Origin of the sequence: Nocardia blacklockiae (assembly GCF_015477355.1) — a bacterium.
GTDB lineage: Bacteria > Actinomycetota > Actinomycetes > Mycobacteriales > Mycobacteriaceae > Nocardia > Nocardia blacklockiae.
Map to the genome: position 1 here is coordinate 599,725 of NZ_JADLRJ010000005.1, position 25,445 is coordinate 625,169.

Below are 25,445 nucleotides of genomic sequence, written 5' to 3' on the forward strand. Positions count from 1 at the left end.
TGACCTTCTCGTCATGGGTCATTGACACGAGCGGCGCGCCGAACCTGTTCACGCGCAACGCTTCCGATCGCCCGCACACCCGCTCAGCAGCGGGTTCTCGATGGCGGCAACGCTTTTCGGGACCATACCGCTGCACGCCGGGAGGCGAACGGCGAAGATAAGCCGGTGCGGACGAAATTCTCCTCCGAGCTCGCGGCGCTCACCGGTGAGCTGGCGCGCCTGTCGGACCTGGCGCACGAGGCCACCGAGCGCACCGCGGTCGCGGTCGCGGAGGCCAATCTGACCGCCGCGTACGAAGTCCTCGCCATCGACGAACAGTTACAGGCCCTGCACGGCGGCTGCGAGAACCGTGCGGTGATCCTGCTCGCGCTGGAGGCGCCCGTCGCCCGCGATCTGCGGCACGTCGTGACCGCGATGCAGATCGCCGACGACCTGTCCCGGCTGAGCCGGCTGACCAGTCGCATCGCCGACATCGTGGTGCACCGCTACCCGGAACCCGTAGCGCCGCCGGAGATTCTGCGCCTGCTCGACGAGATCGGCCGGATCGTCACCGACCTCGCCGCGGCCGCCGGGCGCGCCATCACCGACGTCGGCCCGTCCGCCGATGGCGGTTCCGGCGCCGACCACGACCGGCTGACCGGGATACAGCAGCAGGTGCTGGCCGCGATCTCGGATCCCGCGTGGCCGCACGGCAGCGCCATGGCCGTCGATCTCGCGCTGCTGGCCCACCACTACGAGCGCTGCGCCGACCACTGCGTGCGGATCGAGCGGCTGATCCACTTCTTCCACACCGGAATTCCGCTGTCGGCCCAGGCCGAGGACTGAACCGCCGCCGACACCCGTAACAGCCGACGTGCCCGTGATTACTCGCCGGGATCGCGGGAATGCATGAGTCATGCATACGGAACGGTTGGCGAATCTGCTCGGCGCGACCGCGCTGGCCGTCAGCGACAAGATGATTCGCGAGGTGACCGCGCGGACGAAGACGAGTCCGAGCGCGTCGGCGGCGCTGGTGGTGCTGCTCGAGGGCGGCCCGAAGGGGGTGACCGAACTCGGCGGCTGCCTCGGCCTGACCCAGTCCGCCGCCACCCGCACCCTGGACTCGCTGGAGAGCGCGGGCCTGGTGCGCCGGACCCGAGCCGGCCGCACCAGCGCGGTCGCGCTGACCGCTACCGGAAGGCGCAGGGCCGCAACGGTTCTGCGGGCGCGCACCGACTGGCTGGCAGACCTCACCGCCACCCTCGACGAGGCCGACCGCGCCCACCTCGACCGGATCCTCGGCACACTGCTGACCCGCGTCTACGACGAGATCCCCGCGGCGGACCTGCTCTGCCGGCTGTGTGACCGGCGGGCCTGCACGCACGAAAGCGTCTGTCCCGTAGGGCAGGCCGAGCGCGACCGGTCCGGGTGAGCGCGATGACCTGGCTGCCGGCCCTCGCCTCCGCCGTCCTCTACGGCATCTCCGACTATCTCGGCGGACTCGCCTCGCGGCGTATACATTTCGCCGTCACCGCGCTACTCGGCCAAGCCGCCGGACTGGTCGTCGCCGTGCTGCTCGCCGGGGCGACCGCCGGGGGCCCGCCGCGCCCGGCCGACCTGGCCTGGGGCGCGCTGTCCGGGCTGGGCACCGCGACCGGCATGGCGGCACTGTTCCGCGGGCTCGGTCGCGGCGCGATGAGCACGGTGGTGCCGACCAGCACGCTGACCGGGATGGGCCTGCCGGTGCTGTTCGGTGTCCTGGTGGAGGGTCAGCGGCCGACGCCGGCGGCGGCCCTCGGGATCGTGGCGGCGCTGCCGGCGCTGTGGCTGGTGTCGCGCACGCCCGACAGCGCGCCCGCCGCGTCGCGCGCGGCCGTGCTCGACGGCCTCTTCGCGGGCGTGGGCATCGCGATCCAGTATCTGGCGCTGGCACACGCCGATCCGGTGTCCGGGTGCTGGCCGGTGGCCGCCGGGCGGGTCGCCGCCGTCTGCGCGCTGATACCGCTGGTCCTGCGTTCGCGTGCGGTGTTCGAGGTGGTGCTCCGGCCGATCCTGCTGGCCGCGCTGGCCGGGGTGACCGCGGCGCTGGCGCTGGCGGCCTATCTCGACGCCACGCAACGGCAGCTCGCCGTCGTCGCCGTCGCGCTCTCGTCGCTGTACCCGGTGATTCCCGTGCTGCTCGGCATCACCGTGCTGCGCGAGCGGCTCACCCGCGCCCAGTGGGCGGGTCTGGGGATCGCCGCGCTCGCCGTGGTACTGCTCGCGCTCTGATACCGGGGTTGACGAGAAACCGCGAGCGACGACCGCTGCGAGTCTCGGAGCTGTGATATCGCGAACATTTCGCGAGAGCCGAGCGCCACGGAACGGTCACGGAAACGACCGAGGGCCCGGATCTGGTGATCCGGGCCCTCGATGCCTGGTGGGCGAAGGGGGACTTGAACCCCCACGTCCCGAAGGACACTGGCACCTGAAGCCAGCGCGTCTGCCATTCCGCCACTCGCCCGAGCGACTCGAAAACGTTATCACGCACCCGTTGTCGATATGAAATCGGCTGGTCAGCGCCATTGTAGCCGCCTCGTTGCCCGACGGGAACTTCGCCGGAGCGCCGAGAGTTACAGGTGTGGAGGATCGTGGATATCATGCAGAGACCGTGTCGGTCCGACGACACGCCCTATCGGTGTGTCGCGGATTGGTGACAGCGGGATCTGCGACCACACAGAGGACAGGACGAGCGCGCGCCGAAGGGAGGACCGGGATGGGGATCGTGTCACGCTTCGAACGCCGCCTGCAGGGCGCGGTCGGCGACGCCTTCGCCCGGGTCTTCGGCGGCAGCGTCGTGCCGCAGGAGGTGGAGGCGGCGCTGCAACGCGAGGCCACCGATCGGGTCACCGAACTCGAGGGTGGGCACCTGCTGGCTCCCAACAGTTACGTGATCACCATCAACACGTCGGACCTGCAAGAACTCGACGCCGATCACGAGCTCACCAGTCGCGCGTTCGCCAAGCATCTGCAGGACTACATCCGTGAGCAGGGCTGGCAGACCTACGGCGAAGTGCACGTCGAATTCCAGGCATCCCCTACGCTGCACACCGGGCAGTTCAGAACGCGCGGCCGGGTCGACCCGGACGCGGGCCGCCGGAACACGCCGGACCGACGGCCGCCCGACCGGCCTGGACAACCCGCACAACGAACCGCACACCCGCAACCAGGAGCTGGCCCCATGACGCAGAACTCAGGCTACGACCCCAGCCGTGAGCCCGCGGAGTCCGATCCACGCAACCGCGGGTACGCGCCGCCCGGTGGCCGCCCCGGTCCGGGGAACTACGACTACGGCCGCGGCGGCGGGCAGTACCCCGCCGCGAGCGACTACGCCGCGCCCGACTCGCAGCAGGCCTACGGCGACTACCAGAACGGCTACGACTACCAGCAGGGTGGCGGCAGCTACGGGCAGCCCGGCTACAGCGATCCGGCCTACGGCCAGCAGGCGGGATACGAGCAGGGCGGCTACGCCCAGCAGGGCTACGCCGACCAGGGCTACGGGCAGCAGGGCGGGTACGACCAGGGCTACGCCGACCAGGGCTACGACCAGGGTTACGGGCAGCAGGGCTACCCGAACCAGGACTACGGCCAGCAGCAGCAGGCCTACGGCCAGGCCCCGGCCGGGTACGAGCAGGGTTACGCGGGCCAGGGCTACGGCCAGGCGCCTGCCGGCTACGAGCAGGGCTACGCCGACCAGGGCGGCTACGAGCAGGCCGGGTACGCCCAGGCCGGGTACGCCGATCAGGCCTACGGCCAGCAGCAGCCCGGATACGGCGCCGCGCCCGCGCAGCCGCAGCAGCCCCCGCGCAGCGGTTCGGGCTACTCCGCCACCTTGCAGCTGGACGACGGCAGCGGCCGCACCTACCAGCTGCGGGAAGGCAGCAACATCATCGGCCGCGGCCAGGACGCGCACTTCCGGCTGCCCGACACCGGGGTCTCCCGCCGCCACATCGAGGTCCGCTGGGACGGCCAGGTGGCCATGCTCTCCGACCTCGGATCGACCAACGGAACGCTGGTCAACGGCTCGCCCGTGCAGGATTGGCAGCTCGCCGACGGTGATGTCATCCGCGCCGGGCATTCGGAGATCCTGATCCGGATCGTCTGATCCCGTAAGCTCGCCGGTGCAGGTCACGATGGGGCCCGAGAAGTCCTCGGCCGTATCGTGATCGCAACCGGTCGTCGACCCTATTATGCTGCCACCATTCGCTCGGCAGCCGGGCCGTGCTGACCAGCACGCCGGTTGGGGGTCGAACCGTACCAACGGCACCGGTCGAACAGGAGGTGGAGCGCCGTGCAGGGACTGATCCTGCAACTGACCCGTGCGGGGTTCCTGCTGCTGTTGTGGTTGTTCGTCTGGGCGGTGCTCCGCACCCTGCGCAGCGACATCTATGCGGCATCCGGCATTCGGATCCAGCCCCGGGCCGCACGCGGTTCCGCGGTGCTGCCATCCTTCAGCCGCGGCCAGAAGGGCGCCAGACATCTCGTGGTGACTCAGGGTTCACTCGCAGGCACGCGCATCACGCTGGGTACCCAACCGGTACTCATCGGCCGTGCCGACGACTCCACTCTCGTGCTGACCGACGACTACGCGTCGACCAGGCACGCGCGGCTCTCACCGCGCGGTGACGACTGGTACGTGGAAGACTTAGGCTCCACCAACGGGACCTACCTCGATCGAGCGAAGGTCACCACCCCCGTCCGAGTTCCGCTCGGCACCCCTGTCCGTGTCGGTAAGACAGTGATCGAGCTGCGATCGTGACTCTTGTTCTCCGCTACGCAGCGCGCAGCGACCGTGGTCTCGTCCGGGCCAACAACGAGGATTCCGTCTACGCCGGCGCGCGCCTGCTCGCGCTCGCCGACGGCATGGGCGGGCACGCGGCCGGCGAGGTCGCCTCCCAGTTGATGATCGCCGCGCTGGCCCATCTCGACGACGACGAACCCGGCGACGATCTGCTCGGCAAGCTCGACCGCGCGGTGCGCGAGGGCAACGCCGCCATCGCGGATCAGGTCGAGGAGGAACCCGAACTCGACGGCATGGGCACCACGCTCACCGCCATCCTGTTCGCGGGCAAGAAACTCGGCCTCGCCCACATCGGCGACTCCCGCGCGTACATGCTGCGCGGCGGCGAACTCGCCCAGATCACCCGCGACGACACCTTCGTGCAGTCGCTGGTCGACGAGGGCCGCATCACGCCCGAGCAGGCGCACACCCACCCGCAGCGCTCGCTGATCATGCGCGCGCTCACGGGCAACGAGATCGAGCCGACGCTGACCATGCGCGAGGCTCGCGCGGGCGACCGCTACCTACTCTGCTCCGACGGCCTGTCCGACGTGGTCAGCGACGAGACGATGGCCAACACGCTGCGCGAGGGCAGCACCGACGAGGCCGCCGACCGGCTGATCGAACTGGCGCTGCGCAGCGGCGGACCGGACAACGTGACCGTCGTCGTCGCGGACGTCATCGACCTGGACTACGGCCAGAGCCACCCGATCGTGGCCGGCGCCGCGTCCGGCGAGGACGAGGACGCGCCGCCGCCCAACACCGCCGCCGGCCGCGCCGCGGCGATGCGCCCGCCGCGTGCCGCGCCCCGCCGGGCTCCCGTGGCCGCCGAACCGCCCGCCCCGCGCAAGAGCCACAAGCTGCGCTGGATCCTGCTGTCGCTGGCGCTGATCCTGGCCGTGGTGGTCGGACTCGTGGTGGGCTACAAGATGATTCGCAGCAACTACTACGTCGGGACCGACAACAACAGCGTGGTCATCATGCGCGGGCTGCCCGGCTCGGTGCTGGGTTACTCGATCCGCGACGTCGACCAGCTGGCGTGCGTCGACCACGACGGCCGGCTGAGCCTGCTGCGCCCCGGCAACAACTTCCCGTCCGGCTGCAAGCAGCTGCAGGTCACCGACCTCAAGCAGACCGGCCGCGACAAGGTCGTGAACAACGGCCTGCAGCCCGGCACCTTCGCCGAAACGCACCGCCAGCTCGAGAAGCTCACCACCTCGGAGTTGTTGCCCGCCTGCGTGAAGCCGGTCCCCGTGCCGATCCCGGCGCCGGCGGTCGACCCGAACGCGGCCACCCCCACGCCGAGCCCGGCCAACCCCGGACCCACCAACGCCCCCGCTCAACAGCCGGTCCCGCCGACCACCTCCGCGCCGGCCCCGCAGACTCCGGGGGAGAACTGCAGGAAGGCGGACTGATGTCCGCACCGGCACCGCCGTCCGCTGGGGCCTTCCCCAGCCCGCCGGGCGGCTTCGCTCCCGCGCCACCACCGACGACGCGGCGCAACGTCGAGGCGTTGCTGCTCGGCGGCGCGGTGGTGATCACCACCGTGGCGCTGGTGCTGGTGGAGGCCAGCCAGGACCAGGAGGTCACCTGGGATCTCGCCAAGCTGGGCCTGGCCTACCTGGGCCTGTTCGGGGTCGCGCACCTGGCGGTGCGGCGGTTCGCGCCGTTCGCGGATCCGCTGCTGCTGCCGATCGTGGCGCTGCTCAACGGCGTCGGGCTGGTGCTGATCCATCGCCTGGACCTGGCCGACGAGCAGACCGCCGCCTACAACTCCTGGCCGATGCCCTCGCCGGACGCCAACCAGCAGGTGCTGTGGACGGCGTTCGGGATCGCGCTGTTCGTCGCGCTGCTGGTGCTGCTGCGCGACTACCGCACGCTCGCGCGCTACAGCTACACCCTGGGCCTGCTCGGCCTGGTGGCGCTGGCCATTCCCGCGCTGCTGCCCAGCGCGTTCTCCGAGACCAACGGCGCCAAGATCTGGATCCGGCTGCCGGGGTTCAGCATGCAGCCGGGCGAGTTCTCCAAGATCCTGCTGATCATCTTCTTCGCGTCGGTGCTGGTGGCCAAGCGCGAGCTGTTCACCGCCGCCGGCCGGCGGGTGCTCGGCATGGAACTGCCGCGCGGCCGCGACCTCGGGCCCATCCTCGGCGTCTGGCTGGTGTGCCTGCTCGTGCTCGTGTTCGAAAAGGACCTGGGCACCTCGCTGCTGATCTTCGCGACCGTGCTGGCGCTGCTCTACATCGCCACCGAGCGGGTGGGCTGGCTGCTGGTCGGCGGCCTGCTGCTCGCGGTCGGATTCTTCATCGCCTACAACAGCTTCGGACACGTGCGGGTGCGCGTGGCCACCTGGCTGCACCCGTTCGCGGACTACAACAGCACCGGCTACCAGATCTCCCAGTCGTTGTTCGGGCTGGCCACCGGCGGGCTGGCCGGTACCGGCCTGGGCAGCGGGCGGCCCTCGCAGGTGCCCTTCGCCAAGACCGACTTCATCGTCGCGACCATCGGCGAGGAACTCGGGCTGATCGGGCTGACCGCGGTGCTGATGCTGTTCGCGATCTTCGTGGTGCGCGGGCTGCGCACGGCGCTCGCGGTGCGTGACAGCTTCGGCAAGCTGCTGGCCGCCGGGTTGTCGTTCACCATCGCCGTGCAGGTCTTCGTCGTCGTCGGCGGTGTCACCAAGCTGATCCCGCTGACCGGTCTCACCACCCCGTTCGTGTCCTACGGCGGCTCCTCGCTGCTGGCCAACTACGCGCTGCTGGCGTTGCTGGTGAAGATCTCCGACGCCGCGCGGGCACCGGCCCCGTCCCGGCGGCGCGAGCAACAGGCCCCGATCGCGGACGCGCAGACCGAACTCATCCGGTCGAAAGGAGAAGCGGTGTGAACACTCCCCTGCGCCGCGTCGCCCTGGCCGTGATGATCATGATCGTCGCGCTGCTGGCCAACGCCACCTACGTCCAGGTCATCAAGGCCGACAGCCTGCGCAACGATCCGCGCAACTCGCGGGTGCTGCTCGACGAGTACTCCCGCCAGCGCGGCCAGATCTCCGGCGGCGGCGCGGTGCTCGCCAGCTCGATCGCCACCGAGGACCGGTACAAGTACCTGCGCACCTACCCCACCGACCCGGCCGCCTACGCCCCGGTCACCGGCTTCTACTCGATGCAGTACGGCAGCACCGGGCTCGAGCGTGCCGAGGACTCGGTGCTCAACGGCTCCGACAGCGCGCTGTTCGGCCGCCGGCTGGTGGACATGATCTCCGGGCGCGACCCGCGCGGCGGCAACGTGGTCACCACCATCAATCCGGCGATGCAGCAGGTCGCCTACGAGCAGCTGACCAGCAAGGGCTACACCGGCTCGGTGGTCGCGATCGAGCCGAGCACCGGCCGCATCCTGACCATGGTGTCCACGCCCAGCTACGACCCCAACCAGCTGTCCGGCCACGACGGCGCCAAAAGCACCCAGGCCTGGGAGTCGCTGTCGTCCGACGAGTCCCAGCCGATGCTCAATCGCGCTGTCTCCCAGACCTATCCGCCCGGCTCGACATTCAAGATCGTGACGACCGCGGCCGCGCTGTCGATGGGCATCAAGCCCGAGGACCAGTTCACCGCCGCGCCGAACATCACACTGCCGGGCACCAACACCACGCTGGAGAACTACAACGGCTCCACCTGCGGCGGCGGCGCCACGGCCTCGCTGTACGACGCCTTCCGGCTCTCCTGCAACACCGCCTTCGCCGAGATCGGCATGAAGGTGGGCGCGGCGAAGCTCAAGGACGAGGCGGCCGCGTTCGGCATCGGCGCGCACGCGGGCATCCCGATCCAGTGGGCCGACAGCACCGTCGGCACCATTCCGGACAACCCGTCGCTGGCGCAGAGCAGCATCGGGCAGCGCGACGTGGCGCTGACGCCGCTCGACGACGCGGTCATCGCGGCCACCGTCGCCAACGGCGGAGTCCGGATGGAACCGCACCTGGTCGACCAGCTGCAGGGCCCGGACCTGAGCGAGCTCACCAAGACCAAGCCGGTCTCCGTCGGTCAGGCGATCAGTGCCCCGGTCGCCACGGAACTGACCAACCTGATGATCGCGTCGGAGAAGAACACAGCCGGAGGGAACCAGTCACGCCCCTACCAGATCGCGTCCAAGACCGGGACGGCCGAACACGGCAGCGATCCGCGCAACACCCCGCCGCACGCCTGGTACACGGCCTTCGCGCCGGCCCAGAACCCGAAGATCGCGATCGCGGTCATCGTGGAGAACGGCGGCGACCGCGCACTCGCGGCCACCGGCGGATCGGTCGCCGCACCCGTGGCCCGGGCGGTTCTCGACGCCGGACTCCAGGGGGGCTGACCAGATGAACGTGCTAGTACGCCTGTGCGGTTCGGGCGTAGTGAAACAGAGCCTACGGGGGCTGCAATGCTGAACAACGGTGCGATGATCGCGGACCGCTACCGACTGCAACGGCTGATCGCCACCGGCGGCATGGGCCAGGTGTGGGAGGCCCTGGACACCCGGCTGGACCGCCGCGTCGCGGTCAAGGTGCTCAAGGCGGAGTTCTCCGCGGATCCGACCTTCCGGCACCGGTTCCGGACCGAGGCCAAGACGACCGCGCAGTTGAACCATCCCGGTATCGCGGGGATCTACGACTACGGCGAGACCTACGACCCGCAGGGCGGCGAAACCGCCTATCTGGTCATGGAATTGGTCCAGGGCGAGCCGCTCAACGCGGTGCTCAACCGGCTCGGCCGGCTGTCGGTGGCCCAGGGCCTGGACATGCTGGAGCAGACCGGGCGGGCGCTGGAGGTGGCGCATGCCGCCGGTGTCGTGCACCGCGACGTCAAGCCGGGCAACATCCTGGTCACGCCGACCGGTCAGGTGAAGATCACCGACTTCGGCATCGCCAAGGCGGTCGACGCCTCGCCGGTGACCAAGACCGGCATGGTGATGGGCACCGCCCAGTACATCGCGCCCGAGCAGGCCACCGGCGAGGACGCCACCTCGGCCAGTGACGTGTATTCGCTCGGCGTGGTCGGCTACGAGGCGCTGTCCGGGCAGCGCCCGTTCACCGGCGACGGCGCGCTGACCGTCGCGATGAAGCACGTGCGCGACACCCCGCCGCCGATGCCGGCGGACCTGCCGCCGAACGTGCGCGAACTCATCGAGATCACGATGGCCAAGGATCCGTCCCGGCGCTACGGCAGCGGCGGCGAGTTCGCCGACGCGGTGTCCGCCGTGCGCTCCGGTCGCCGCCCACCTCCGCCGCGCAGCATCGGGCACGCGCCGCAGACCGGTTCCGCCCGGGTGCTGCCGCCCGGCCCGACCACCGTGCTCCCCCGCGGCGACTACGACGACGCCACGATGCGCTACACGAACCCGAATGCCGCTCGGGCACAGGCACAACCGCCCGGCACCGCGGTGATGGCCGGCCGGACCGGTGCGTCCGTGCCGCCGGGCGACGAGGACAAGTCGCGGTTCGGCAACGGCCAGAAGGCGCTCGCCGGGCTGGGCATCGGCGCGCTGGTGCTCGGCGGGATCGCGGCGTGGGTGCTGCTCAGCGGCAAGCCGCCGGAGTCCACGGTGACGCCGAAGTCGCCGACCTCGGTCGTCGCCCCGCCGCCTGCGCCGCCGACGACGACCACCGAACCGCCGACGACCTACTACCAGCCGCCGGTCACCACCACGACCGAGCCGCCGACCACGACGCAGCCGCCGACGACCACGACCACGCCGCCGCCGTCCAGCACCACGACCCAGCGGCCGACGACCACCGCGCCGACGACCACGGGTCGCGCTCCCCGCACGACGTTCGAAATACCATTGCCGAACATCCCGGGCGTGGACACCACCTACGGCCGCAACGGCACGCACGGCACCACCGGGAACGGCTCCCGCGGCACCACCGAGAACCAGTCCGACAACAGCAGTAGTTCACCGGCCCTCGCACCGCAAGGACTGCCATGACGACCCCGAAGAACCTCTCCTCGCGCTACGAGCTGGGCGAGATCATCGGGTTCGGCGGGATGTCCGAGGTGCACAAGGCCCGCGACCTGCGCCTCGGACGCGACGTCGCGATCAAGGTGCTGCGCGCCGACCTGGCCCGCGACCCCACCTTCTACCTGCGGTTCAAGCGCGAGGCCCAGAACGCGGCCGCGCTGAACCACCCGGCCATCGTGGCCGTGTACGACACCGGCGAGGCCGAGGTCGACGGCGGGCCGCTGCCCTACATCGTGATGGAGTACGTCGACGGCGACACCCTGCGCGACATGGTGCGCGGCAAGGGCCCGCTGCCGCCGCGGCGCGCGATGGAGGTCATCGCCGACGTCTGCGCCGCACTGGATTTCAGCCACAAGAACGGCATCGTGCACCGCGACATGAAGCCGGCCAACATCATGATCAACCGGCAGGGCGCGGTGAAGGTGATGGACTTCGGCATCGCGCGCGCGATCGCCGACAGCTCCAACCCGATGACCCAGACCGCCGCGGTGATCGGTACGGCGCAATACCTTTCGCCCGAGCAGGCCCGCGGCGAACAGGTCGACGCCCGCTCCGACGTGTACTCGGTCGGCTGCGTGCTGTTCGAGATCCTCACGGGCGAACCGCCTTTCACCGGCGACTCGCCGGTTGCGGTGGCGTATCAGCACGTGCGGGAGGATCCCCGGCTGCCGTCGCTGGTGAATCCGGGAGTGCCGCGCGAACTGGATTCGGTCATCCTCAAGGCGATGGCCAAGAATCCGGCCAACCGCTACCAGACCGCCGCGGAGATGCGCGCCGACCTGATCCGGGTGCTGGGCGGACAGAAGCCGCACGCGCCGATGGTGATGACCGACGAGGACCGCACCACCATCCTCGGCAGCATGGATTCCTCGCCGCGCAGCTACCGCACGGTCGAGCGCGACGACATCGATGAGCCCGACGGCGAGGAGCCCCGCGATACGCGCCGCGTCGCCGTGCTCGCGGGCGCGGTGCTGGCCGGTGTCGCGGCGATCTTCGCGCTGTTCTGGTTCCTGGTCGGCCCCGGTAGCAAGCCGGACCAGGTGGCCGTGCCGGACCTGTCGAACAAGTCGGCCCAGGTGGCGCAGGACGAACTGCAGAAGGCCGGATTCAACGTGGCCACCCAGGACAAGGCCGACAGCAAGGTGGCAATCGGCAACGTCATCGCCACCCAGCCGCTCGGCGGCTCCCGCGCGCCCAAGGGCAGCACCATCACCATCCTGGTGTCCACCGGACCCCAGCTGGTCCCCGTGCCGCAGCTCGCCCAGCTCACCCAGCAGCAGGCCGAACAGCAACTCAAGGCCTCGGGCCTGCTCCTCGACGGCAACATCCAACGCGACTGGTCCAGCGCCGAGGACAAGGACAAGGTCATCCGCACCGACCCGTCCGCCGGCTCGCGCATCGACACCGGCACCGCCGTCAAGATCACCCTCGGCAAGGGCCCGGAGCAGGTGCGCGTCCCCGACGTGGTCGGCCAGCCGATCGACGTGGCCGAACCCAACCTCACCCAGAGCGCCGGCTTCAAGGTCGTCATCCAGAAGGTGACGTCGTCGCGGCCCGGTGGCGAGGTGATCTCCACCGATCCGGCGGGCGGCTCGATGGCCGACCGCGGTTCCACCATCACGGTGCAGGTGTCCAACGACCAGATCCAGATGCCGAACCTGGTCGGGATGACGCCGTCGCAGGCGGTGGACAAACTGCGCTCGGCGGGCTGGTCCGGTGGCGCCGGGCAGATCCAGCAGACCACGCAGGGCACCTTCGACGCGGGCAATGTCGGCCGCATCGTCGATCAGCAGCCGAAGGCCGGTTCCGCACTGAGCCGCAACGGCACCGTCATCATCGTGACCGGTGTGATCGGGCCGCCCTGACGGCCGTTACGACAGGTCGAGGTGGCGGTTCATCGACATGGCCTCGGCGGCCAGGTCGGGGAGTTCGATCACCTCGATGCCGTGTTCGCGCAGCTTTTCCACGCCGACGCAGTTGTCGACGAAGGTGGCGGGCTCGCGCCAGGCGATGACGACGCGGGTGAGGCCGGCCGCGAGGATGCGGTCGGTGCAGGGGGCGCGGTCGGTCGAGGCGCGCTGAGAGCACGGTTCGAGGGTGCTGTAGAGGGTGGCCTCGGGCAGGCGCGGGTCGTCACCGAGCTTGTTCAGCGCGGATTCCTCCGCGTGCACCTTGAGGTCGGTTTCGCGCGAATAGCCGTGTGCCAGTTCGATTCCGTCGGCGCCGACGACGACCGCGCCGACCGAGAAGGCGGTCGGGCTGCGCGGGCACAGCCGGGCCAGGCCGATCGCGTGGTGCATCCAGAACCGGTGTGTCTTCTGGGCTTCCGGGCCCAGCTCCGCGAAATGTGATGTCACAGCACCGTTCCCCTGTCGTGCGGTCCTCCGTCGGTCCCCCTCGGCAGATACCGCAGCAGGGCCACGTCCCCGACGCGGCCGACATCCGCCAGTTCCATTCTGCGCCGCGGCCCGCCGGGGAAGGCGGCCGGATGCAGAAACCGCGGCGCGCCGGAGTCACCGACCAGCAACGGGGCGACGGCCAGCAGCAGCTCGTCGGCGAGGTCGGCGGCCAGGAAGGCGGTGTGGACGCGCCCGCCGCCCTCCACCATCAGCCGGGTGACGCCGCGCCTACCCAGGTCGTCGAGCAGGGCGGCGAAATCTATTGTGGCGCCGAGGGATACGACCTCGGCCAGACCGGCGAGCGGCGCGGCGGCGCGCGCGGAGCCCCGGTCGGTGGTGTAGACCAGCCGGGCGTCGCCGGTGTGGAAGAACCGCAACCCGGGATCCAGTTCGCCGCCCGCGGTGACGACGATCTTCAGCGGATGCTCCGGACGTCCCGCGGCGACCCGCCGGGCCCGGCGGCCGGCGTCGCGCACCAGCAGCCGCGGGTCGTCACGCCGCAGCGTCTCCGCGCCGACCAGGATGGCGTCGTATTCGGCGCGCAGGGCATCGACCCGGTCGAAGTCCTCCGGGCCGGACAGCAGCAATCGCTCGGGACTCGCGTCGTCGAGGTAGCCGTCGACGCTCACCGCCACCGACAGCAGGACGTACGGCCGGGCGCTCATACCGTGATCACACCACGCCGGCCGTCAGACCAGCGCCGCGACCTCCGCTTCCAACTGCTCGACGAGCCCCTCCGCGGGACGCTCGCCGCACACGCCGAGCCAGTTGGCCAGCATCCGGTGCCCGCCCTGGGTGAGCACGGACTCCGGGTGGAACTGCACGCCGTGCACGGGGAGCGTGCGGTGCCGCATCGCCATGACGATGCCGCTCTCGGTGCGGCCGAGCACCTCGATGTCCTCGGGCAGGGTGTCCTCGAGCACGGTCAGCGAGTGGTAGCGGGTGGCGGTGAACGGATCCGGCAACCCGGCCAGCACGCCCGCGCCGACGTGGAACACCGAACTGGTCTTGCCGTGCAGCAGCTCGGGCGCGCGGGTGACGGTCGCGCCGAAGGCCGCGCCGATGGCCTGGTGCCCGAGGCACACGCCGAGCAGCGGCACCCGGTGTGCGGCGCACGCGTGCACCAGGTCGATGCTCTTGCCCGCGCGATCCGGCGTGCCGGGGCCGGGGCTGATCAGCACACCGTCGAAGCCGGTGACCACCTCGTCCGCATTCGCCAGTTGCGGGTCGTCGTTGCGCCAGACCGTCGCCTCGACCCCGAGCTGGCCCAGGTACTGCACCAGGTTGAAGACGAAGCTGTCGTAATTGTCGACGACCAGTACACGCATGGTTCGAGGGTACGTGGCGCCCGCGCGGCCGTCGCGGGAATACCTGGCCAGGCGCCCGACAACGGTCCGAACCGGACGGGTATACCCAGCTGGGATAGCCTTTAGACAGACTCGGCGGCCTGCTCCGCCGGTACGACCTGTACGCCGAATACGAGGACGTCATGCCCAAGTCGAAGGTCCGCCGCAAGAAGACCGACTACACGATCAACCCGGCCAGTCGCACCCCGGTGAAGGTGAAGGGCGGCCCGTCGCCGGTCTGGTACGTCGCCATCATGCTCGGTTTCATGCTGGCCGGGCTGGTGTGGCTGCTGGTGTACTACCTGGCCAACGACAAGATCGAGTGGATGGCCAACCTCAACGCGTGGAACTTCTTGATCGGGTTCGGGCTCATGGTGATCGGCCTGATCATGACGATGCGGTGGCGCTGACCGGGCTACATCCGTGTAGTTAATGCACACTTGTGGATGAATCTGTGGACAACTCGAGGAGCAGGTGGGGACCGTGACCGTACCCGACTCGACGTCCCGCCTCACCTGGTCCACTCCCCCGGCGGCGCTGGCGGTGACCGCGCTCGGCGGGGTGGCGCTCCTGCTCGCGGCGATCTTCACCGGTGACGGGCCGAGTCGTCTGCTGGTCGGGATCGCGGCGGCGCTGCTGCTCGGCCTCACCGCCCTGGGCCTGCGGCAACGCCCCCGGCTGACCGTCGTCCCGGGCACGATGCCCGCGCTGATCGTGCGCGGCCTGCTCGGCCCGGTGGTGTATCCGCCGGAGAAGATCCTGCGCGCCCGGGTGGTCGGCTTCCGGCGGCTGGGCCGCAAGGTGCCCAACCTGGAACTCGACGTCGAGCACGACGGTCACGACCGCCTGCTGATCTTCGGCCGCTGGGATCTGGGCGCCCATCCCCAGGACGTGCTGGACGCGATGATCGTGCACGGCCTGACCCGCGGCGAATAACTCACGCGGCCAGCGACATCGCCGCGCCGACGATGAGCAGCAACGCGAGCGCGGCGACGCCGACCGCCGCCGACCACCCGATCCCCCGCGCCGCCTGCGGTGTCTTCGCCCGCAGCCACTGCGGCAGGAAGAGGATGCCGGCCGTGGCGAGCGTGCCCGCGGCGAGCCCGCCGAGATGACCCCACAGCGAGATTCCCGGCAGCGACACGCTGATCAGCACGTTCACCGCGATAAGCACCAGCATCTGCACCGGGCTCTGCCGCAGCCGCAGCAGAATTACCGTCATCGCCCCGAACAGGCCGTAGATCGCGCCGGACGCCCCCGCCGTCGCGGTGTCCTGGGCCAGCCACATCACCGCGGCCGACCCGCCCAGCAGCGAGGCCAGGTAGACCGTGACGAACCGCAGCCGACCGAGCACCATCTCGCAGTCGCGCCCGAGGATGTACAGCGCGAACATGTTGACCAGCAGGTGAATCGGTCCGTAGTGCAGGAATCCCGCGCCGAGCACCCGGACCCACTGCCCGTCGGCCACCGCCGGGGGCGCCAGCACCCAGTCGTGGAACAGCCGCGAACGCTGATTGTCGGCGACGCTGTTCGCCTGGGCCGCGGTGATCGCGAAGATCGCGACGTTCAGGGCGATCAGCAGATAGGTCACATACGGCGTCGCGCGCTGCACGGCGGGCGCGCCCGCCACGGTCCGCACCGGGCGCACGTCCGCCTGCCCCTGCCGCAGGCAGTCCACGCAGTGCTGGCCGACCGAGGCTGGGCGCAGGCATTCCGGGCAGGCCGACCGGCCGCACCGGGTGCATGCCAGGCCGGTGGCCCGATCGGGGTGGCGGTAGCAGGTCGGTGCGGGCGGCTGGGGATTCACGAAACTCCGTCGAGATTCAGTCGATGGTGATGGAGGAGACGACCACCGGGTCCTTCGGACGGTCGTTGCGGTCGGTCGCGGTGGTGCCGATGGCGTCGACGACCTTGCGCGAGTCCGGGTCCACCACCTCGCCGAAGATGGTGTGGCGGCGGTTGAGATGCGGCTGCGGGGCGAGGGTGATGAAGAACTGCGACCCGTTGGTGCCCGGCCCGGCGTTGGCCATCGCCAGCAGGTAGGCGCGATCGAAGCGCAGTTCCGGGTGGAACTCGTCGCCGAACTCGTACCCCGGGCCACCGCGGCCGGTGCCGGTCGGGTCGCCGCCCTGAATCATGAAACCCTCCATCACCCGGTGGAAGGTGCAGCCGTCGTAGAACGGGCCGGACGTGCCACCGCTCGCGTTCTTCGTCGTGTACGGCGCCGAGCCGTCGACGAGACCGACGAAGTTGCGCACCGTTTTCGGGGCATGGTTACCGAAGAGCGAGATCTTGATGTCGCCGTGATTGGTGTGCAGCGTGGCCACGGCGGTCTGATTCGGTGAGGTCACGCCGAACATCGTGCCATGCAGGCGGCGAATCGAGTTGTATCCCACTGTCTTCGGGCCGCGCCGGTGCCGGTCAGGGCAAGCGGGCGGCTTCCTCCGGCGCGGAGCCGTTGGTCGAGTAGCCCAGCCGCGGCGGTTCCGGGGCCGGCTCGGGCAGTTGCGGGCGACGGCGGGCCGCCAGCCAGGCGGCGCTGCCCGCGAATCCGACGAGGGCGGCGACGATGAGCCGGTTGCGCAACCGGCCGGACTTCCGAGAGCTCCCCAACTGCATGCGACCACTGTGGCACAGCAGCACCTTGCGTGCAGCAAAGGCTGGTCACAGTGGTCGCCGCCGCGGCTCAGCGACTGACCGAGCGCTGGAACTGGCGCACGGCCAGCGGCACGAACACCGCCAGGATCGCGACCACCCAGATCAGCGTCGTCGCCACCGGGTGCTGCATCGGCCAGGCGTCCGGTGTCGGCACCGCCGGGCCGGTGTTGCCGAACAGGTCGCGGGTGGCCTGGGTGACCGCCGACACCGGATTCCACTCGGCGAACACCCGCAGCGGGGTGGGCAGCTTGTCCAGCGGCACAAAGGTATTGGCGAGGAACGTGAGCGGGAAGATGACCATGAAGCTGGCGTTGTTGAACACCTCGGGCGCCCGCACGACCAGGCCGACCACGGCCATGATCCAGGAGATGGCGTAGGCGAACAGCAACAGCAGCACGTAGGCCAGCACCGCGTCGAGCAGCGATCCGCGGATCCGCCAGCCGACGAGCAGGCCGGTCAGCGACATCACGACCAGGCTGACCACGTTGATCACCACGTCGGCGGCGGTGCGGCCGATCAGCACGGCCACCGGCGCCATCGGTAGGGAGCGGAACCGGTCGATGATGCCCTTCTGCATGTCCTCGGCCAGGCTCAGGCCGGTGAACGTGGCGCCGAAGACCGACGTCTGCGCGAAGATGCCGGCGATCAGGAATTCGCGGTAGCCGCCCGGAAGGCCCGGCACCTCGATCGCCGTGCCGAAGATGTAGGCGAACAGCAGCACGAACATGATCGGCGACAGCGTCGAGAAGATCAGCACGTCGGGGACGCGCCTGATCTTGATGACGTTGCGTTTGGTGATCGTCAGGCTGTCGCTGACGACCATGGACAGGCGTTGTCCGAGCGTGGGCTGATCGGCGACCGCCGCGGCCGTGCTCATCTGGCTCTTCCTTCCGTCGCGTCGACACGGCCGGCGGCGTCCTCGCCCTCGGACCGGCCGTTCCCGTTGCTCAGTTCCTCGGCCTCGTGGCCGGTCAGGGTCAGGAAGACGTCGTCGAGCGAGGGGCGCCGCAGGCCGACGTCGTGAATCTGGACCCGGTGCTCGGCCAGCCGGCCGATGGCGTCGACGAGCGCCTGCGAGCCCTCGCTGACGGGCACGGTGATGCGCCGCAACCCAGGTTCGAGATGGATCTCGCCGACCGCGAGCGCGGCCAGGGCCTGCTGTGCGACCGCCAGGCTGTCGGCGTGGTCGACGGTCAGTTCGATGCGGTCGCCGCCGACCATGGTCTTGAGTTCGTCGGCGGTGCCGCGGGCGATGACCTTGCCGTGGTCGATGACCGCGATGGCATCGGCCAGCCGGTCCGCCTCCTCCATGTACTGCGTGGTCAGCAGCAGCGTGGTGCCGCCGGCCACCAGCTCCTCGATGACATCCCACAGATCCAGGCGGGCGCGCGGGTCCAGGCCCGTGGTCGGCTCGTCGAGGAACAGGACGGGCGGGTTGGCGACCAGGGCGCCCGCCAGATCCAGCCGGCGGCGCATACCGCCGGAATAACCCTTGACCGGGCGGTCCGCCGCGTCGCTGAGCCGGAAGCGCTCCAGCAGCTCGCGGGCGCGGTCCTTGCTGCGCTGCACGCCCATGTGGTACAGCCGCCCGACCATCTCCAGATTCTCGAAGCCGGTGAGATATTCGTCGACGGCCGCGTACTGGCCGGAGGCGCCGATGTGCGCGCGCAGCCGCTGCGGCTCGCGCAGGACATCGATGCCGGCGACGGTGGCGCGGCCGGCGTCCGGGATGAGCAGTGTGGTCAGCACCCGGACCGTGGTGGTCTTGCCGGCGCCGTTCGGACCGAGTAGCGCCGTGACCGTACCTTCCGGGACGGTGAGATCGAGTCCGTCGAGAGCGGTCAGCTTCCCGTACTTCTTGACCAGACCCTCGGCGATGATGGCGTCGGGCATGATGCTCCTGCCGTTCGTAATGGATTGTGCAGTGACCTGAGCGACACTGAGGCCCAGTATTGCCGACGGCACCGACAAGTTCATTCGATTAAGACCGTGCCCCCTGCACCGGCACGCGGTCCGGCCCGTGGCCGGACGGCAGAGGCCGCATCCCGGGAATCCGGCGGTGCTCGGGGGTGCCGGCGGGATGCGGCCGATTAGATCGTCGCCCAGGCGCCGCCGCGGATCGCGAGTAGTGCACTACTCGTTCCGCCCGCGGCGCGGATACTCACTCCGGTTCGACGCCTTCCGCATGACACGCCGGGAATCCCGGCAATCCGGAACGTCGCCCCCTAATCGGGCGGGTACGGCGGTGCCGGACGCCGGGCGGAGCGCCCGATCCGATGGTTTCACAGCCGCTTCCCAGCTCGCGTAACACGTTGTCCCGCAAGCTTTTCGGACCCATCCGGGGAGCACGCGACAGCTACCGCGCGACCTACCCGAACGACCCCGCACCCCCACCGGGCAAAAACTTTCCGAAAGTGGCAGCCCTCATACACACACAATCACGGATCGTCGCGTAGGATCGTTCACGTCGGCCCCTCCCCCCCGGGCCGACCCTACGCGGGCCTCGGCTAACTCCCCCCCTTCGCCGAGGCCCGCTCCTAATTTCCGAGGTGGTTTCGCGGTCGGATCAGGCCCGCCGCAGCACATGCGATCGCAGCCGATTGATGCCGCGCACCCGCACGCTGCGCAGGTGCCGCAGCGCGAAACCCGGCTCACCGCTCAGCTGCGCGGCCGCCCCGTCGTCGATGAGAACGGTGCCCGGGCGCGCCACACCGGTCAGCCGGGCCGCGGTGTTCACCACCGATCCGTACAGGTCGCCGAAGCGTTGCAGCACCTCGCCGTAGGCCAGCCCGACCCGCAGGTCCGGCGTGGTGCCCGCGGACAGCGTCGCCTCCTGGACGGCCAGCGCGATGCGCGCGCCCACCACGGCCGACTCCGCCGCGAACATCACCTCGTCGCCGACGTTCTTGATCACCCAGCCGCCGTGCGCGGTGATCGCGTCGGTGGTGATCGTCTCGAACGACTCCAGCAGCCGCGTCAGCTCATCGGGATCGAGGTGCCTGGTCAGCCGGGTGTAACCGACCATGTCGGCGAATCCCACGGCCAGTTCGCGCAGCGTGTCGCCGCCGCCCGCGCCGTCCAGCGACCGGGCCAGCGCCGCGGCCAGATGCCGCCGCCAGGCGTAGGCCTGCAACTGTTGCAGCGTCGACACGACCTCCTCGGTCGCCTCCTGCGCGACGGCGACCTCGTCGGCGTCCGGGTCGGCCGCGGTGATGGCCCGGATCCGGTCCACGATCTCCTCCGCGACCAGATCGACCTGCCACTCCGCCAGCCGCGCCATGGACTGGCCCAGCGTGCGCGCGGCCCCCGACTGCTGCCGCAGATCGGTCGCGGTCAGGGCGGCCAGGCTCTGAAAGTTGTTGACCGCCTCCACATCCGCGTCGGTGTATTCGATCGCGTCGTCGTCCGGATTGGCGGGGAAGCCGAGCGAGATCCACAGCCGGCGCGTCAACTCCGGCGGCACCCCGGACTGCCGCGAGACGTCCTCGCGGGTGTACCGGCGCGGCCCGTCCAGCAGATACGGCTCGACGACCGACTGCACCAGTTTCGACAAGTCCGCGGAGGCCATGTCTCGACCTTACGGGGCCGCTCGGACACGCACGACCGCCGTAGTGACGAGTCACAGCCGAGCCGCCCGGCGCAGACGCTCGCGAATGTTCGCGCGCTCCTCGGCCATGTTCCGTCCAGCCGATCGACGATGTACTCGAACCATGACGAATTCGAACAACACAATCCTGGTTCTCGGCGGCACCGGCAAGACAGGCAGTCGCGTGGCCGCGCAGCTGCGGGCGCGGGATATTCCGGTCCGGCTCGGATCACGTTCGGCGCAACCGCCTTTCGACTGGAACGACCGCGACACCTGGGCGGCGGCGCTCGACGGCGTGGCCGCCGTGTACATCGCCTACCAGCCGGATCTCGCCGCGCCCGGCGCCCCGGAGGCCATCCACGCGCTGTCCGCCGCCGCCCGCCGCCACGGCGTGCGGCGGGTGGTGCTGCTGTCCGGACGCGGCGAACCCGAGGCGGCCGAGTGCGAGCGGATCGTGCTGGAGTCCGGGTTGGCGGCGACGATTCTGCGGTGCAGCTGGTTCGCGCAGAACTTCAGCGAGGGCGGCTTCGCCGACTTCGTCCTGGCCGGGGAGGTGGCGCTGCCCGCCGGTGCGGTGCCCGAACCGTTCATCGACGCCGAGGACATCGCGGCGGCGGCCGTCGCCGCGCTCACCGACGACCGGCACATCGGCGCGACCTACGAACTGACCGGCCCCCGGGCGCTGACCTTCGGCGAGGCGGTCGCCGAGATCGCCCGCGCGACCGGCCGGGACATCGCCTACGTCCCGATCGGCCGCGCCGACTTCGTCGCCGCCCTCACCGGCTACCAGGTGCCCGCGGAGGAGATCAGCCTGCTCGACTACCTGTTCGGCACCGTGCTGGACGGCCGCAACTCGGCGACCACGGACGGGGTGCGGCAACTCCTCGGCCGCGCGCCGCGGGATTTCGCCGACTACGCCCGCGCCACCGCCGCCACCGGCGCGTGGGCGGTGCCGGACCACTCCGGCACCGCCTGAGACACCGGAAACGCTGCGGCTCAGAACATTCCGTGCGGATGGGGCAGCCGGTCGGGCACCGGCTGCACCACGTCCCAGTGCTCGGCGATCAGCCCGTCCCGCACGCGCAGCAGGTCGACCGCCGCGGTCTCGGCGTCGCCCGACAGCAGCCGGATGTGTACGGCGACAAGGTCTTCGTCCGCCACCACGCGCACCACCTCCTGCGTCGCCGTCGCCAGCGCCCGCCCGGCCGGGGTGCCGAAGAAGTCTCGGAACGCCTGCTTGCCGGTACTTTTCGCCGGGTCGTGCGGCACGCGCGGATTGTGCGTCACGAAGTCCTCGTGCACGAGCGCGAAGGCGCCGTCCAGGTCGCCGGCGGCGAGGCGGCGGTAGAGCTGCCCCACCACGTGCCGGTTGGCCTCGGCGCGGGAGATGCGGTCGACGGTCATGGGAATCGGGTCCTCTCCGTTCGGGTTACGCCAGGCAGACGAATCCCGGGGCATCGGCGTCACGCGCGTGACGCGCCGGGGATCGGAAACGTCGATACGGATATGAGCGTGGAATTCGAACACCACCGCAGCGAGCTGTTCGCGGCGGCCTACCGCATGCTGGGCAGCCGCGCCGACGCCGAGGACGTGCTGCAGGAGGCGTGGCTGCGCTGGCGCGAGGTCGACCACGACACCGTGACGCAGCCGCGCGCCTACCTGTTCCGGCTGGTCTCCCACCTGGCCATCGATCAGCTGCGCAAGGCGAAGACCCGGCGCGAGACCTACCTCGGGCCGTGGCTGCCCGAGCCTCTGCTCACCGGACCGGAGACGAACGGCGAACTGGCCGAATCGGTTTCGATGGCGCTGCTGGTGGTGCTGGAGGCGCTGGACCCCGCCGAACGCGTCGTCTTCGTGCTGCACGAGGTGTTCGGTTTCGCGCACGCCGAGATCGCCGCGCTGCTCGACCGCACCGAGCGGGCCACCCGCCAACTCGGCTACCGGGCCCGCCGGCACGTCGAGGCCCGGCGGCCGCGGTACCGGCCCAGCCCGCACGAGCACCGTGAACTCACCGACCGTTTCCTGACCGCCGCGGCCGGCGGCGATCTCACCGCGCTGACCCGGCTGCTCGCCCCGGACGTGGTCTTCTGCGCCGACGCCGACGGCCGCTCGGAGACACCGCGCGAGTCGTTGTCCGGCCTGAATACCGTTGCGGGCTACCTGTGTTCGGTCACCTGGGCCTGGCCCGCGGGACTGCGGCGGCGGACCATCTCGATCAACGGCGGCCCGGGCGCGGTGCTGCTGACCGACGCCGGGATCTACGCGGTGCTGTCGCTGGACGTCGACGCCGACGACCGGATTCGCGCGATCCGGCTGATCCTCAATCCCGACAAGCTGACTGCCGTCGGGTAGCACCTGGCACCATATCGGTACATTGTGTACCGTTAAGAACATGACAACCGCAACGGCGCACTGGCCGACCGGACTCGCCGTGGCCCAGGTGCGCGTGGCCCGGCCGACCGACAAACTCGCCGAGGTCGAGGCGTTCTACAGCGAGGTCCTCGGGCTGCCCGTGCTGTACCGCTTCGAGCGGCACGCCGGCTACGACGGCGTGATGCTCGGACTGCCGGGCACGCGGTATCACCTGGAATTCACCTCGCACGTGGACGGCAGCCCGTGCCCCGCGCCGACCGCGGACAATCTGCTCGTCCTCTACTTCCAAGGCGACGCGCAGATGTACGAGGCGGTCGAGCGGCTGGCCGCGGCCGGGCACGAACCGGTCGAGGCGGAGAACCCGTACTGGGCCGGCGTCGGCGCGCTGACCTTCGAGGACCCGGACGGCTGGCGGGTCGTGCTGGTACCGCGCCCGGTCTTCTAGAGTCGGCGCATGGTTCGCACCCGTGACGCCCGGCTCGACGACGCGATCCTCACGGCCGCCGTCGACGTGCTGAGCGAGGTCGGGTATCAGCGGCTCACCATGGGCGCGGTGGCGGCCGCGGCCGGCGTGCACCGGCCCGCCGTCTACCGGCGCTGGCCGTCGAAACGACACCTGGTCGTCGACGCGGTGGCCGACCGCCTGGGCGTGACACCGACCCCCGACACCGGTGACCTGCGCCGCGATCTCGTCGCGGGCATGACGACGCTGGTCCGCGCGCTGTCCGGGACCACACTCGGGCGCGCGCTGCCCGCCCTGGTGGCCGACCTGGCGTCGGATGCCGAACTGGCCGCGGACTTCCGGCGTCGCGTGTTCGATCCGCGCCGCGAAACCACCGCCGCGGCACTACGTTCCGCGATCGAGCGAGGCGAGATCGATCCCGGTGTCGACCTGGATTTCGTCCTCGACGCGCTGGCCGCTCCCCTGTACTACCGCGTCCTGTTCGGCCACCTGCCGCTCACCGATCGGCTCGCCGAGCAGACCGTCGACACCGTGCTGAACAAGATATGGACACGCCCGCCGGTCGCCGCCCACACGGCGGCGCGGCCGGGACCACAATAGGAAGATGAAACGCGACGTCTCGGCTCGCCTGGACGTCGCAGTCCACGCACCGACCGTGCTGGAATTCCAGCTCGCCGTCGCGCGGCAGCCGGGCGTCGAGGTGCACGAAGCACTCGAGTTCACCCTCGACGGCGCGCGGCTGCCCGCGCGCGAGGTGACCGGGTCGCACGGCACCCGCATCCACGTATTCGACTGCCCCGCAGGCACTCTGCGCGCCCGCTACCGCGCGACGATACTGGGCTGCGCATACCCCGAGCCCGCCACGGACTACGACCGCGCGCTGTACCTGCGCCCCAGCCGATTCGCCGAATCCGATCGGCTGCTCGGCTACGCCGCCACCGAATTCGGTTACGCCACCGGCGATCCCGACTTCCCGGCGCGGATCTCCGACTGGGTCGCCCGCCGGGTGCGCTACGCCGCGGGCGGCGATCCCGGCGACGGTGCGGTGGCGACCCTGCTGTCCGGCACCGGGGTGTGCCGCGACTACGCGCATCTCCTGGTGGCGTTGCTGCGAGCGACCGGCGTGCCGGCCCGGGTGGCGTCGGTGTACGCGCCGGGCTGCACGCCGATGGACTTCCATTGCGTCGCAGAGGCTTACACGCACGGCGGCTGGCGGGCGTTCGACCCGTCCCGGCTCGCGCCGCGCACCGGCCTGGTCCGCATCGCGACCGGACGCGACGCCTCCGACATCGCCTTCCTCGACAATCACGGCGGCGCCGTCACCATCACGGAGCTGTCGGTGGACGCTCGCGCGGACGGCCCGCTTCCCCTCGACGACTTCGCCCGGCCGGTCTCGATCACCTGAACCGGGCGGCGGTGGAGCCTAGGGGAATCGAACCCCTAACCCCTGCCTTGCAAAGGCAGTGCTCTGCCAATTGAGCTAAGGCCCCGGACGACCTAGCGCGTCGTCACCTCGTGCCACGTATCCGCCTCGTTGCCCTTACGGAACTTGCTGACAGCGAAGACCACCGCGACCACGACACCGAATGTGAGGAGAAGTTTCATGGGCACCAGCCTACTGGAAGTCGAACGCCCGCCGGGTGCGCGGACCTCGCCTGCGCCACCATGATTCACGAATTCCGGAGCGATTCCGGTGAATGGGTTGTACTGGTGGAGCCAAGGGGAATCGAACCCCTAACCCCTGCCTTGCAAAGGCAGTGCTCTGCCAATTGAGCTATGGCCCCTGGGAGAAAACAGTGCGGTGGGTGGTGCGGAGAATTCTCGGGAATCC

Annotated in this window: 28 protein-coding genes and 3 tRNA genes; 17 read left to right on the top strand and 14 right to left on the bottom strand. The window is 70.3% G+C overall.

Annotated features, from left to right (window positions below; translation table 11 throughout):
• Positions 1-165: 165 nt before the first annotated feature.
• The 3 genes from IU476_RS19000 to IU476_RS19010 all read left to right on the top strand — a co-directional run bounded on the left by IU476_RS19000 (position 166) and on the right by IU476_RS19010 (position 2,250).
• Positions 166-825: a phosphate signaling complex PhoU family protein gene (locus tag IU476_RS19000; RefSeq protein ID WP_195101867.1), complete on the top strand. Its 660-nt coding sequence runs from the start codon at positions 166-168 to the stop codon at positions 823-825.
• A gap of 70 nt (positions 826-895) precedes the next feature.
• Positions 896-1,411, top strand: coding sequence for a MarR family winged helix-turn-helix transcriptional regulator (locus IU476_RS19005; RefSeq protein WP_195101869.1), 516 nt, complete (start codon positions 896-898; stop codon positions 1,409-1,411).
• Positions 1,412-1,416: 5 nt separating this feature from the next.
• Entirely contained in the window at positions 1,417-2,250 is an 834-nt protein-coding gene (locus IU476_RS19010) for an EamA family transporter (RefSeq protein WP_195101871.1), read from the top strand.
• 146 nt (positions 2,251-2,396) lie between these two features.
• Here the strand turns inward: IU476_RS19010 and IU476_RS19015 are convergent.
• Positions 2,397-2,482 (bottom strand) — tRNA-Leu (locus IU476_RS19015).
• A 252-nt stretch (positions 2,483-2,734) separates the two neighbouring features.
• Here IU476_RS19015 and IU476_RS19020 point away from each other — a divergent pair.
• The 7 genes from IU476_RS19020 (at position 2,735) to pknB (ending at position 12,654) form a co-directional block, all read left to right on the top strand.
• A complete protein-coding gene (locus IU476_RS19020) occupies positions 2,735-4,123 on the top strand; it encodes an FHA domain-containing protein (protein ID WP_195101873.1) in 1,389 nt (462 codons plus the stop codon).
• Positions 4,124-4,309: 186 nt separating this feature from the next.
• The gene (locus IU476_RS19025; protein WP_187686012.1) at positions 4,310-4,777 is read left to right on the top strand and encodes an FHA domain-containing protein FhaB/FipA; all 468 of its coding nucleotides are present in this window, start codon (positions 4,310-4,312) and stop codon (positions 4,775-4,777) included.
• The gene (locus IU476_RS19030; RefSeq protein ID WP_195101875.1) at positions 4,774-6,213 is read left to right on the top strand and encodes a protein phosphatase 2C domain-containing protein; all 1,440 of its coding nucleotides are present in this window, start codon (positions 4,774-4,776) and stop codon (positions 6,211-6,213) included. The genes IU476_RS19025 and IU476_RS19030 overlap by 4 nt, the downstream gene beginning before the upstream one ends.
• Positions 6,213-7,682: an FtsW/RodA/SpoVE family cell cycle protein gene (locus tag IU476_RS19035; protein ID WP_195101876.1), complete on the top strand. Its 1,470-nt coding sequence runs from the start codon at positions 6,213-6,215 to the stop codon at positions 7,680-7,682. The genes IU476_RS19030 and IU476_RS19035 overlap by 1 nt, the downstream gene beginning before the upstream one ends.
• Positions 7,679-9,145: a peptidoglycan D,D-transpeptidase FtsI family protein gene (locus IU476_RS19040; protein ID WP_195101877.1), complete on the top strand. Its 1,467-nt coding sequence runs from the start codon at positions 7,679-7,681 to the stop codon at positions 9,143-9,145. Before IU476_RS19035 ends, IU476_RS19040 begins: the two co-directional genes overlap by 4 nt.
• Before the next feature lie 66 nt (positions 9,146-9,211).
• Positions 9,212-10,756: a protein kinase domain-containing protein gene (locus tag IU476_RS19045; RefSeq protein ID WP_195101878.1), complete on the top strand. Its 1,545-nt coding sequence runs from the start codon at positions 9,212-9,214 to the stop codon at positions 10,754-10,756.
• Positions 10,753-12,654 (top strand): Stk1 family PASTA domain-containing Ser/Thr kinase, encoded by a 1,902-nt coding sequence (pknB, locus tag IU476_RS19050; protein ID WP_195101879.1) that lies wholly within the window; start codon positions 10,753-10,755, stop codon positions 12,652-12,654. Before IU476_RS19045 ends, pknB begins: the two co-directional genes overlap by 4 nt.
• A gap of 6 nt (positions 12,655-12,660) precedes the next feature.
• Here the strand turns inward: pknB and IU476_RS19055 are convergent, their stop codons facing one another.
• The 3 genes from IU476_RS19055 to IU476_RS19065 are packed head-to-tail and all read right to left on the bottom strand — an operon-like array spanning position 12,661 to position 14,516.
• Positions 12,661-13,146, bottom strand: a complete 486-nt coding sequence (locus IU476_RS19055) for a dCMP deaminase (RefSeq protein WP_324194123.1) — start codon at positions 13,144-13,146, stop codon at positions 12,661-12,663.
• Positions 13,143-13,853: a RibD family protein gene (locus IU476_RS19060; protein ID WP_195101880.1), complete on the bottom strand. Its 711-nt coding sequence runs from the start codon at positions 13,851-13,853 to the stop codon at positions 13,143-13,145. The genes IU476_RS19055 and IU476_RS19060 overlap by 4 nt, the downstream gene beginning before the upstream one ends.
• 24 nt (positions 13,854-13,877) lie before the next feature.
• Complete coding sequence (locus tag IU476_RS19065) at positions 13,878-14,516, bottom strand: aminodeoxychorismate/anthranilate synthase component II (RefSeq protein ID WP_195101881.1); 639 nt, start codon at positions 14,514-14,516, stop codon at positions 13,878-13,880.
• Positions 14,517-14,677: 161 nt separating this feature from the next.
• On the opposite strand from IU476_RS19065, the gene crgA reads away from it, so the two are divergent.
• Positions 14,678-14,944 (top strand): cell division protein CrgA, encoded by a 267-nt coding sequence (gene crgA / locus IU476_RS19070; protein WP_195101883.1) that lies wholly within the window; start codon positions 14,678-14,680, stop codon positions 14,942-14,944.
• Positions 14,945-15,017: 73 nt separating this feature from the next.
• Positions 15,018-15,470 carry a PH domain-containing protein gene (locus IU476_RS19075; RefSeq protein WP_195101885.1) on the top strand — a complete coding sequence of 151 codons (453 nt, stop codon included), beginning with the start codon at positions 15,018-15,020 and terminating at the stop codon, positions 15,468-15,470.
• A 1-nt stretch (position 15,471) separates the two neighbouring features.
• Here the strand turns inward: IU476_RS19075 and IU476_RS19080 are convergent, their stop codons facing one another.
• From IU476_RS19080 to IU476_RS19105, 6 genes are all read right to left on the bottom strand, one after another.
• Positions 15,472-16,341: a rhomboid family intramembrane serine protease gene (locus IU476_RS19080; protein ID WP_195101887.1), complete on the bottom strand. Its 870-nt coding sequence runs from the start codon at positions 16,339-16,341 to the stop codon at positions 15,472-15,474.
• 16 nt (positions 16,342-16,357) lie between these two features.
• Positions 16,358-16,885 (bottom strand): peptidylprolyl isomerase, encoded by a 528-nt coding sequence (locus IU476_RS19085; RefSeq protein WP_324194124.1) that lies wholly within the window; start codon positions 16,883-16,885, stop codon positions 16,358-16,360.
• A gap of 70 nt (positions 16,886-16,955) precedes the next feature.
• Positions 16,956-17,153 carry a hypothetical protein gene (locus IU476_RS19090; RefSeq protein WP_195101891.1) on the bottom strand — a complete coding sequence of 66 codons (198 nt, stop codon included), beginning with the start codon at positions 17,151-17,153 and terminating at the stop codon, positions 16,956-16,958.
• Positions 17,154-17,220: 67 nt separating this feature from the next.
• Complete coding sequence (locus tag IU476_RS19095) at positions 17,221-18,069, bottom strand: ABC transporter permease (protein ID WP_195101892.1); 849 nt, start codon at positions 18,067-18,069, stop codon at positions 17,221-17,223.
• Complete coding sequence (locus IU476_RS19100) at positions 18,066-19,085, bottom strand: ATP-binding cassette domain-containing protein (RefSeq protein WP_195101893.1); 1,020 nt, start codon at positions 19,083-19,085, stop codon at positions 18,066-18,068. The genes IU476_RS19095 and IU476_RS19100 overlap by 4 nt, the downstream gene beginning before the upstream one ends.
• A gap of 673 nt (positions 19,086-19,758) precedes the next feature.
• Positions 19,759-20,760, bottom strand: coding sequence for an adenylate/guanylate cyclase domain-containing protein (locus tag IU476_RS19105; RefSeq protein ID WP_195101894.1), 1,002 nt, complete (start codon positions 20,758-20,760; stop codon positions 19,759-19,761).
• A gap of 142 nt (positions 20,761-20,902) precedes the next feature.
• Between IU476_RS19105 and IU476_RS19110 the strand changes: the two genes are divergently transcribed.
• On the top strand, positions 20,903-21,754 hold the full coding sequence (locus IU476_RS19110) for an NAD(P)H-binding protein (protein WP_195101895.1): 852 nt from the start codon (positions 20,903-20,905) through the stop codon (positions 21,752-21,754).
• A 20-nt stretch (positions 21,755-21,774) separates the two neighbouring features.
• Here IU476_RS19110 and IU476_RS19115 read toward each other — a convergent pair whose 3' ends face one another.
• Positions 21,775-22,182, bottom strand: coding sequence for a nuclear transport factor 2 family protein (locus IU476_RS19115; protein WP_195101896.1), 408 nt, complete (start codon positions 22,180-22,182; stop codon positions 21,775-21,777).
• Between the two features lie 102 nt (positions 22,183-22,284).
• Between IU476_RS19115 and sigJ the strand changes: the two genes are divergently transcribed.
• Genes sigJ through IU476_RS19135 form a run of 4 tightly spaced genes read left to right on the top strand, consistent with a single transcriptional unit; the run spans position 22,285 to position 25,019 of the window.
• Positions 22,285-23,130, top strand: coding sequence for an RNA polymerase sigma factor SigJ (sigJ, locus tag IU476_RS19120; protein WP_195101897.1), 846 nt, complete (start codon positions 22,285-22,287; stop codon positions 23,128-23,130).
• Positions 23,131-23,170: 40 nt separating this feature from the next.
• On the top strand, positions 23,171-23,596 hold the full coding sequence (locus IU476_RS19125) for a VOC family protein (protein ID WP_195101899.1): 426 nt from the start codon (positions 23,171-23,173) through the stop codon (positions 23,594-23,596).
• A 9-nt stretch (positions 23,597-23,605) separates the two neighbouring features.
• On the top strand, positions 23,606-24,214 hold the full coding sequence (locus tag IU476_RS19130; RefSeq protein ID WP_195101900.1) for a TetR/AcrR family transcriptional regulator: 609 nt from the start codon (positions 23,606-23,608) through the stop codon (positions 24,212-24,214).
• A 4-nt stretch (positions 24,215-24,218) separates the two neighbouring features.
• Positions 24,219-25,019 carry a transglutaminase-like domain-containing protein gene (locus tag IU476_RS19135; RefSeq protein WP_195101901.1) on the top strand — a complete coding sequence of 267 codons (801 nt, stop codon included), beginning with the start codon at positions 24,219-24,221 and terminating at the stop codon, positions 25,017-25,019.
• A gap of 12 nt (positions 25,020-25,031) precedes the next feature.
• Here IU476_RS19135 and IU476_RS19140 read toward each other — a convergent pair.
• The 3 genes from IU476_RS19140 to IU476_RS19145 form a co-directional block, all read right to left on the bottom strand.
• A tRNA-Ala gene (locus IU476_RS19140) sits at positions 25,032-25,104 on the bottom strand.
• 7 nt (positions 25,105-25,111) lie between these two features.
• Positions 25,112-25,219, bottom strand: a complete 108-nt coding sequence (locus IU476_RS36215) for a DLW-39 family protein (RefSeq protein WP_228823831.1) — start codon at positions 25,217-25,219, stop codon at positions 25,112-25,114.
• A gap of 103 nt (positions 25,220-25,322) precedes the next feature.
• A tRNA-Ala gene (locus tag IU476_RS19145) sits at positions 25,323-25,398 on the bottom strand.
• Positions 25,399-25,445 lie beyond the last annotated feature (47 nt).

What these genes read in the sequence shown, in the direction of transcription:
- IU476_RS19105 (WP_195101894.1), bottom strand. Translation starts at nt 20,760, where the DNA reads ATGGCCTCCGCGGACTTGTCGAAACTGGTGCAGTCGGTCGTCGAGCCG.
- IU476_RS19115 (WP_195101896.1), bottom strand. Translation starts at nt 22,182, where the DNA reads ATGACCGTCGACCGCATCTCCCGCGCCGAGGCCAACCGGCACGTGGTG.
- IU476_RS19130 (WP_195101900.1), top strand. Translation starts at nt 23,606, where the DNA reads ATGGTTCGCACCCGTGACGCCCGGCTCGACGACGCGATCCTCACGGCC.
- IU476_RS19045 (WP_195101878.1), top strand. Translation starts at nt 9,212, where the DNA reads ATGCTGAACAACGGTGCGATGATCGCGGACCGCTACCGACTGCAACGG.
- IU476_RS36215 (WP_228823831.1), bottom strand. Translation starts at nt 25,219, where the DNA reads ATGAAACTTCTCCTCACATTCGGTGTCGTGGTCGCGGTGGTCTTCGCT.
- IU476_RS19100 (WP_195101893.1), bottom strand. Translation starts at nt 19,085, where the DNA reads ATGCCCGACGCCATCATCGCCGAGGGTCTGGTCAAGAAGTACGGGAAG.
- IU476_RS19125 (WP_195101899.1), top strand. Translation starts at nt 23,171, where the DNA reads ATGACAACCGCAACGGCGCACTGGCCGACCGGACTCGCCGTGGCCCAG.
- IU476_RS19060 (WP_195101880.1), bottom strand. Translation starts at nt 13,853, where the DNA reads ATGAGCGCCCGGCCGTACGTCCTGCTGTCGGTGGCGGTGAGCGTCGAC.
- IU476_RS19010 (WP_195101871.1), top strand. Translation starts at nt 1,417, where the DNA reads ATGACCTGGCTGCCGGCCCTCGCCTCCGCCGTCCTCTACGGCATCTCC.
- IU476_RS19090 (WP_195101891.1), bottom strand. Translation starts at nt 17,153, where the DNA reads ATGCAGTTGGGGAGCTCTCGGAAGTCCGGCCGGTTGCGCAACCGGCTC.
- pknB (WP_195101879.1), top strand. Translation starts at nt 10,753, where the DNA reads ATGACGACCCCGAAGAACCTCTCCTCGCGCTACGAGCTGGGCGAGATC.
- IU476_RS19005 (WP_195101869.1), top strand. Translation starts at nt 896, where the DNA reads ATGCATACGGAACGGTTGGCGAATCTGCTCGGCGCGACCGCGCTGGCC.
- IU476_RS19035 (WP_195101876.1), top strand. Translation starts at nt 6,213, where the DNA reads ATGTCCGCACCGGCACCGCCGTCCGCTGGGGCCTTCCCCAGCCCGCCG.
- IU476_RS19135 (WP_195101901.1), top strand. Translation starts at nt 24,219, where the DNA reads ATGAAACGCGACGTCTCGGCTCGCCTGGACGTCGCAGTCCACGCACCG.
- IU476_RS19020 (WP_195101873.1), top strand. Translation starts at nt 2,735, where the DNA reads ATGGGGATCGTGTCACGCTTCGAACGCCGCCTGCAGGGCGCGGTCGGC.
- IU476_RS19065 (WP_195101881.1), bottom strand. Translation starts at nt 14,516, where the DNA reads ATGCGTGTACTGGTCGTCGACAATTACGACAGCTTCGTCTTCAACCTG.
- IU476_RS19110 (WP_195101895.1), top strand. Translation starts at nt 20,903, where the DNA reads ATGACGAATTCGAACAACACAATCCTGGTTCTCGGCGGCACCGGCAAG.
- crgA (WP_195101883.1), top strand. Translation starts at nt 14,678, where the DNA reads ATGCCCAAGTCGAAGGTCCGCCGCAAGAAGACCGACTACACGATCAAC.
- sigJ (WP_195101897.1), top strand. Translation starts at nt 22,285, where the DNA reads ATGAGCGTGGAATTCGAACACCACCGCAGCGAGCTGTTCGCGGCGGCC.
- IU476_RS19095 (WP_195101892.1), bottom strand. Translation starts at nt 18,069, where the DNA reads ATGAGCACGGCCGCGGCGGTCGCCGATCAGCCCACGCTCGGACAACGC.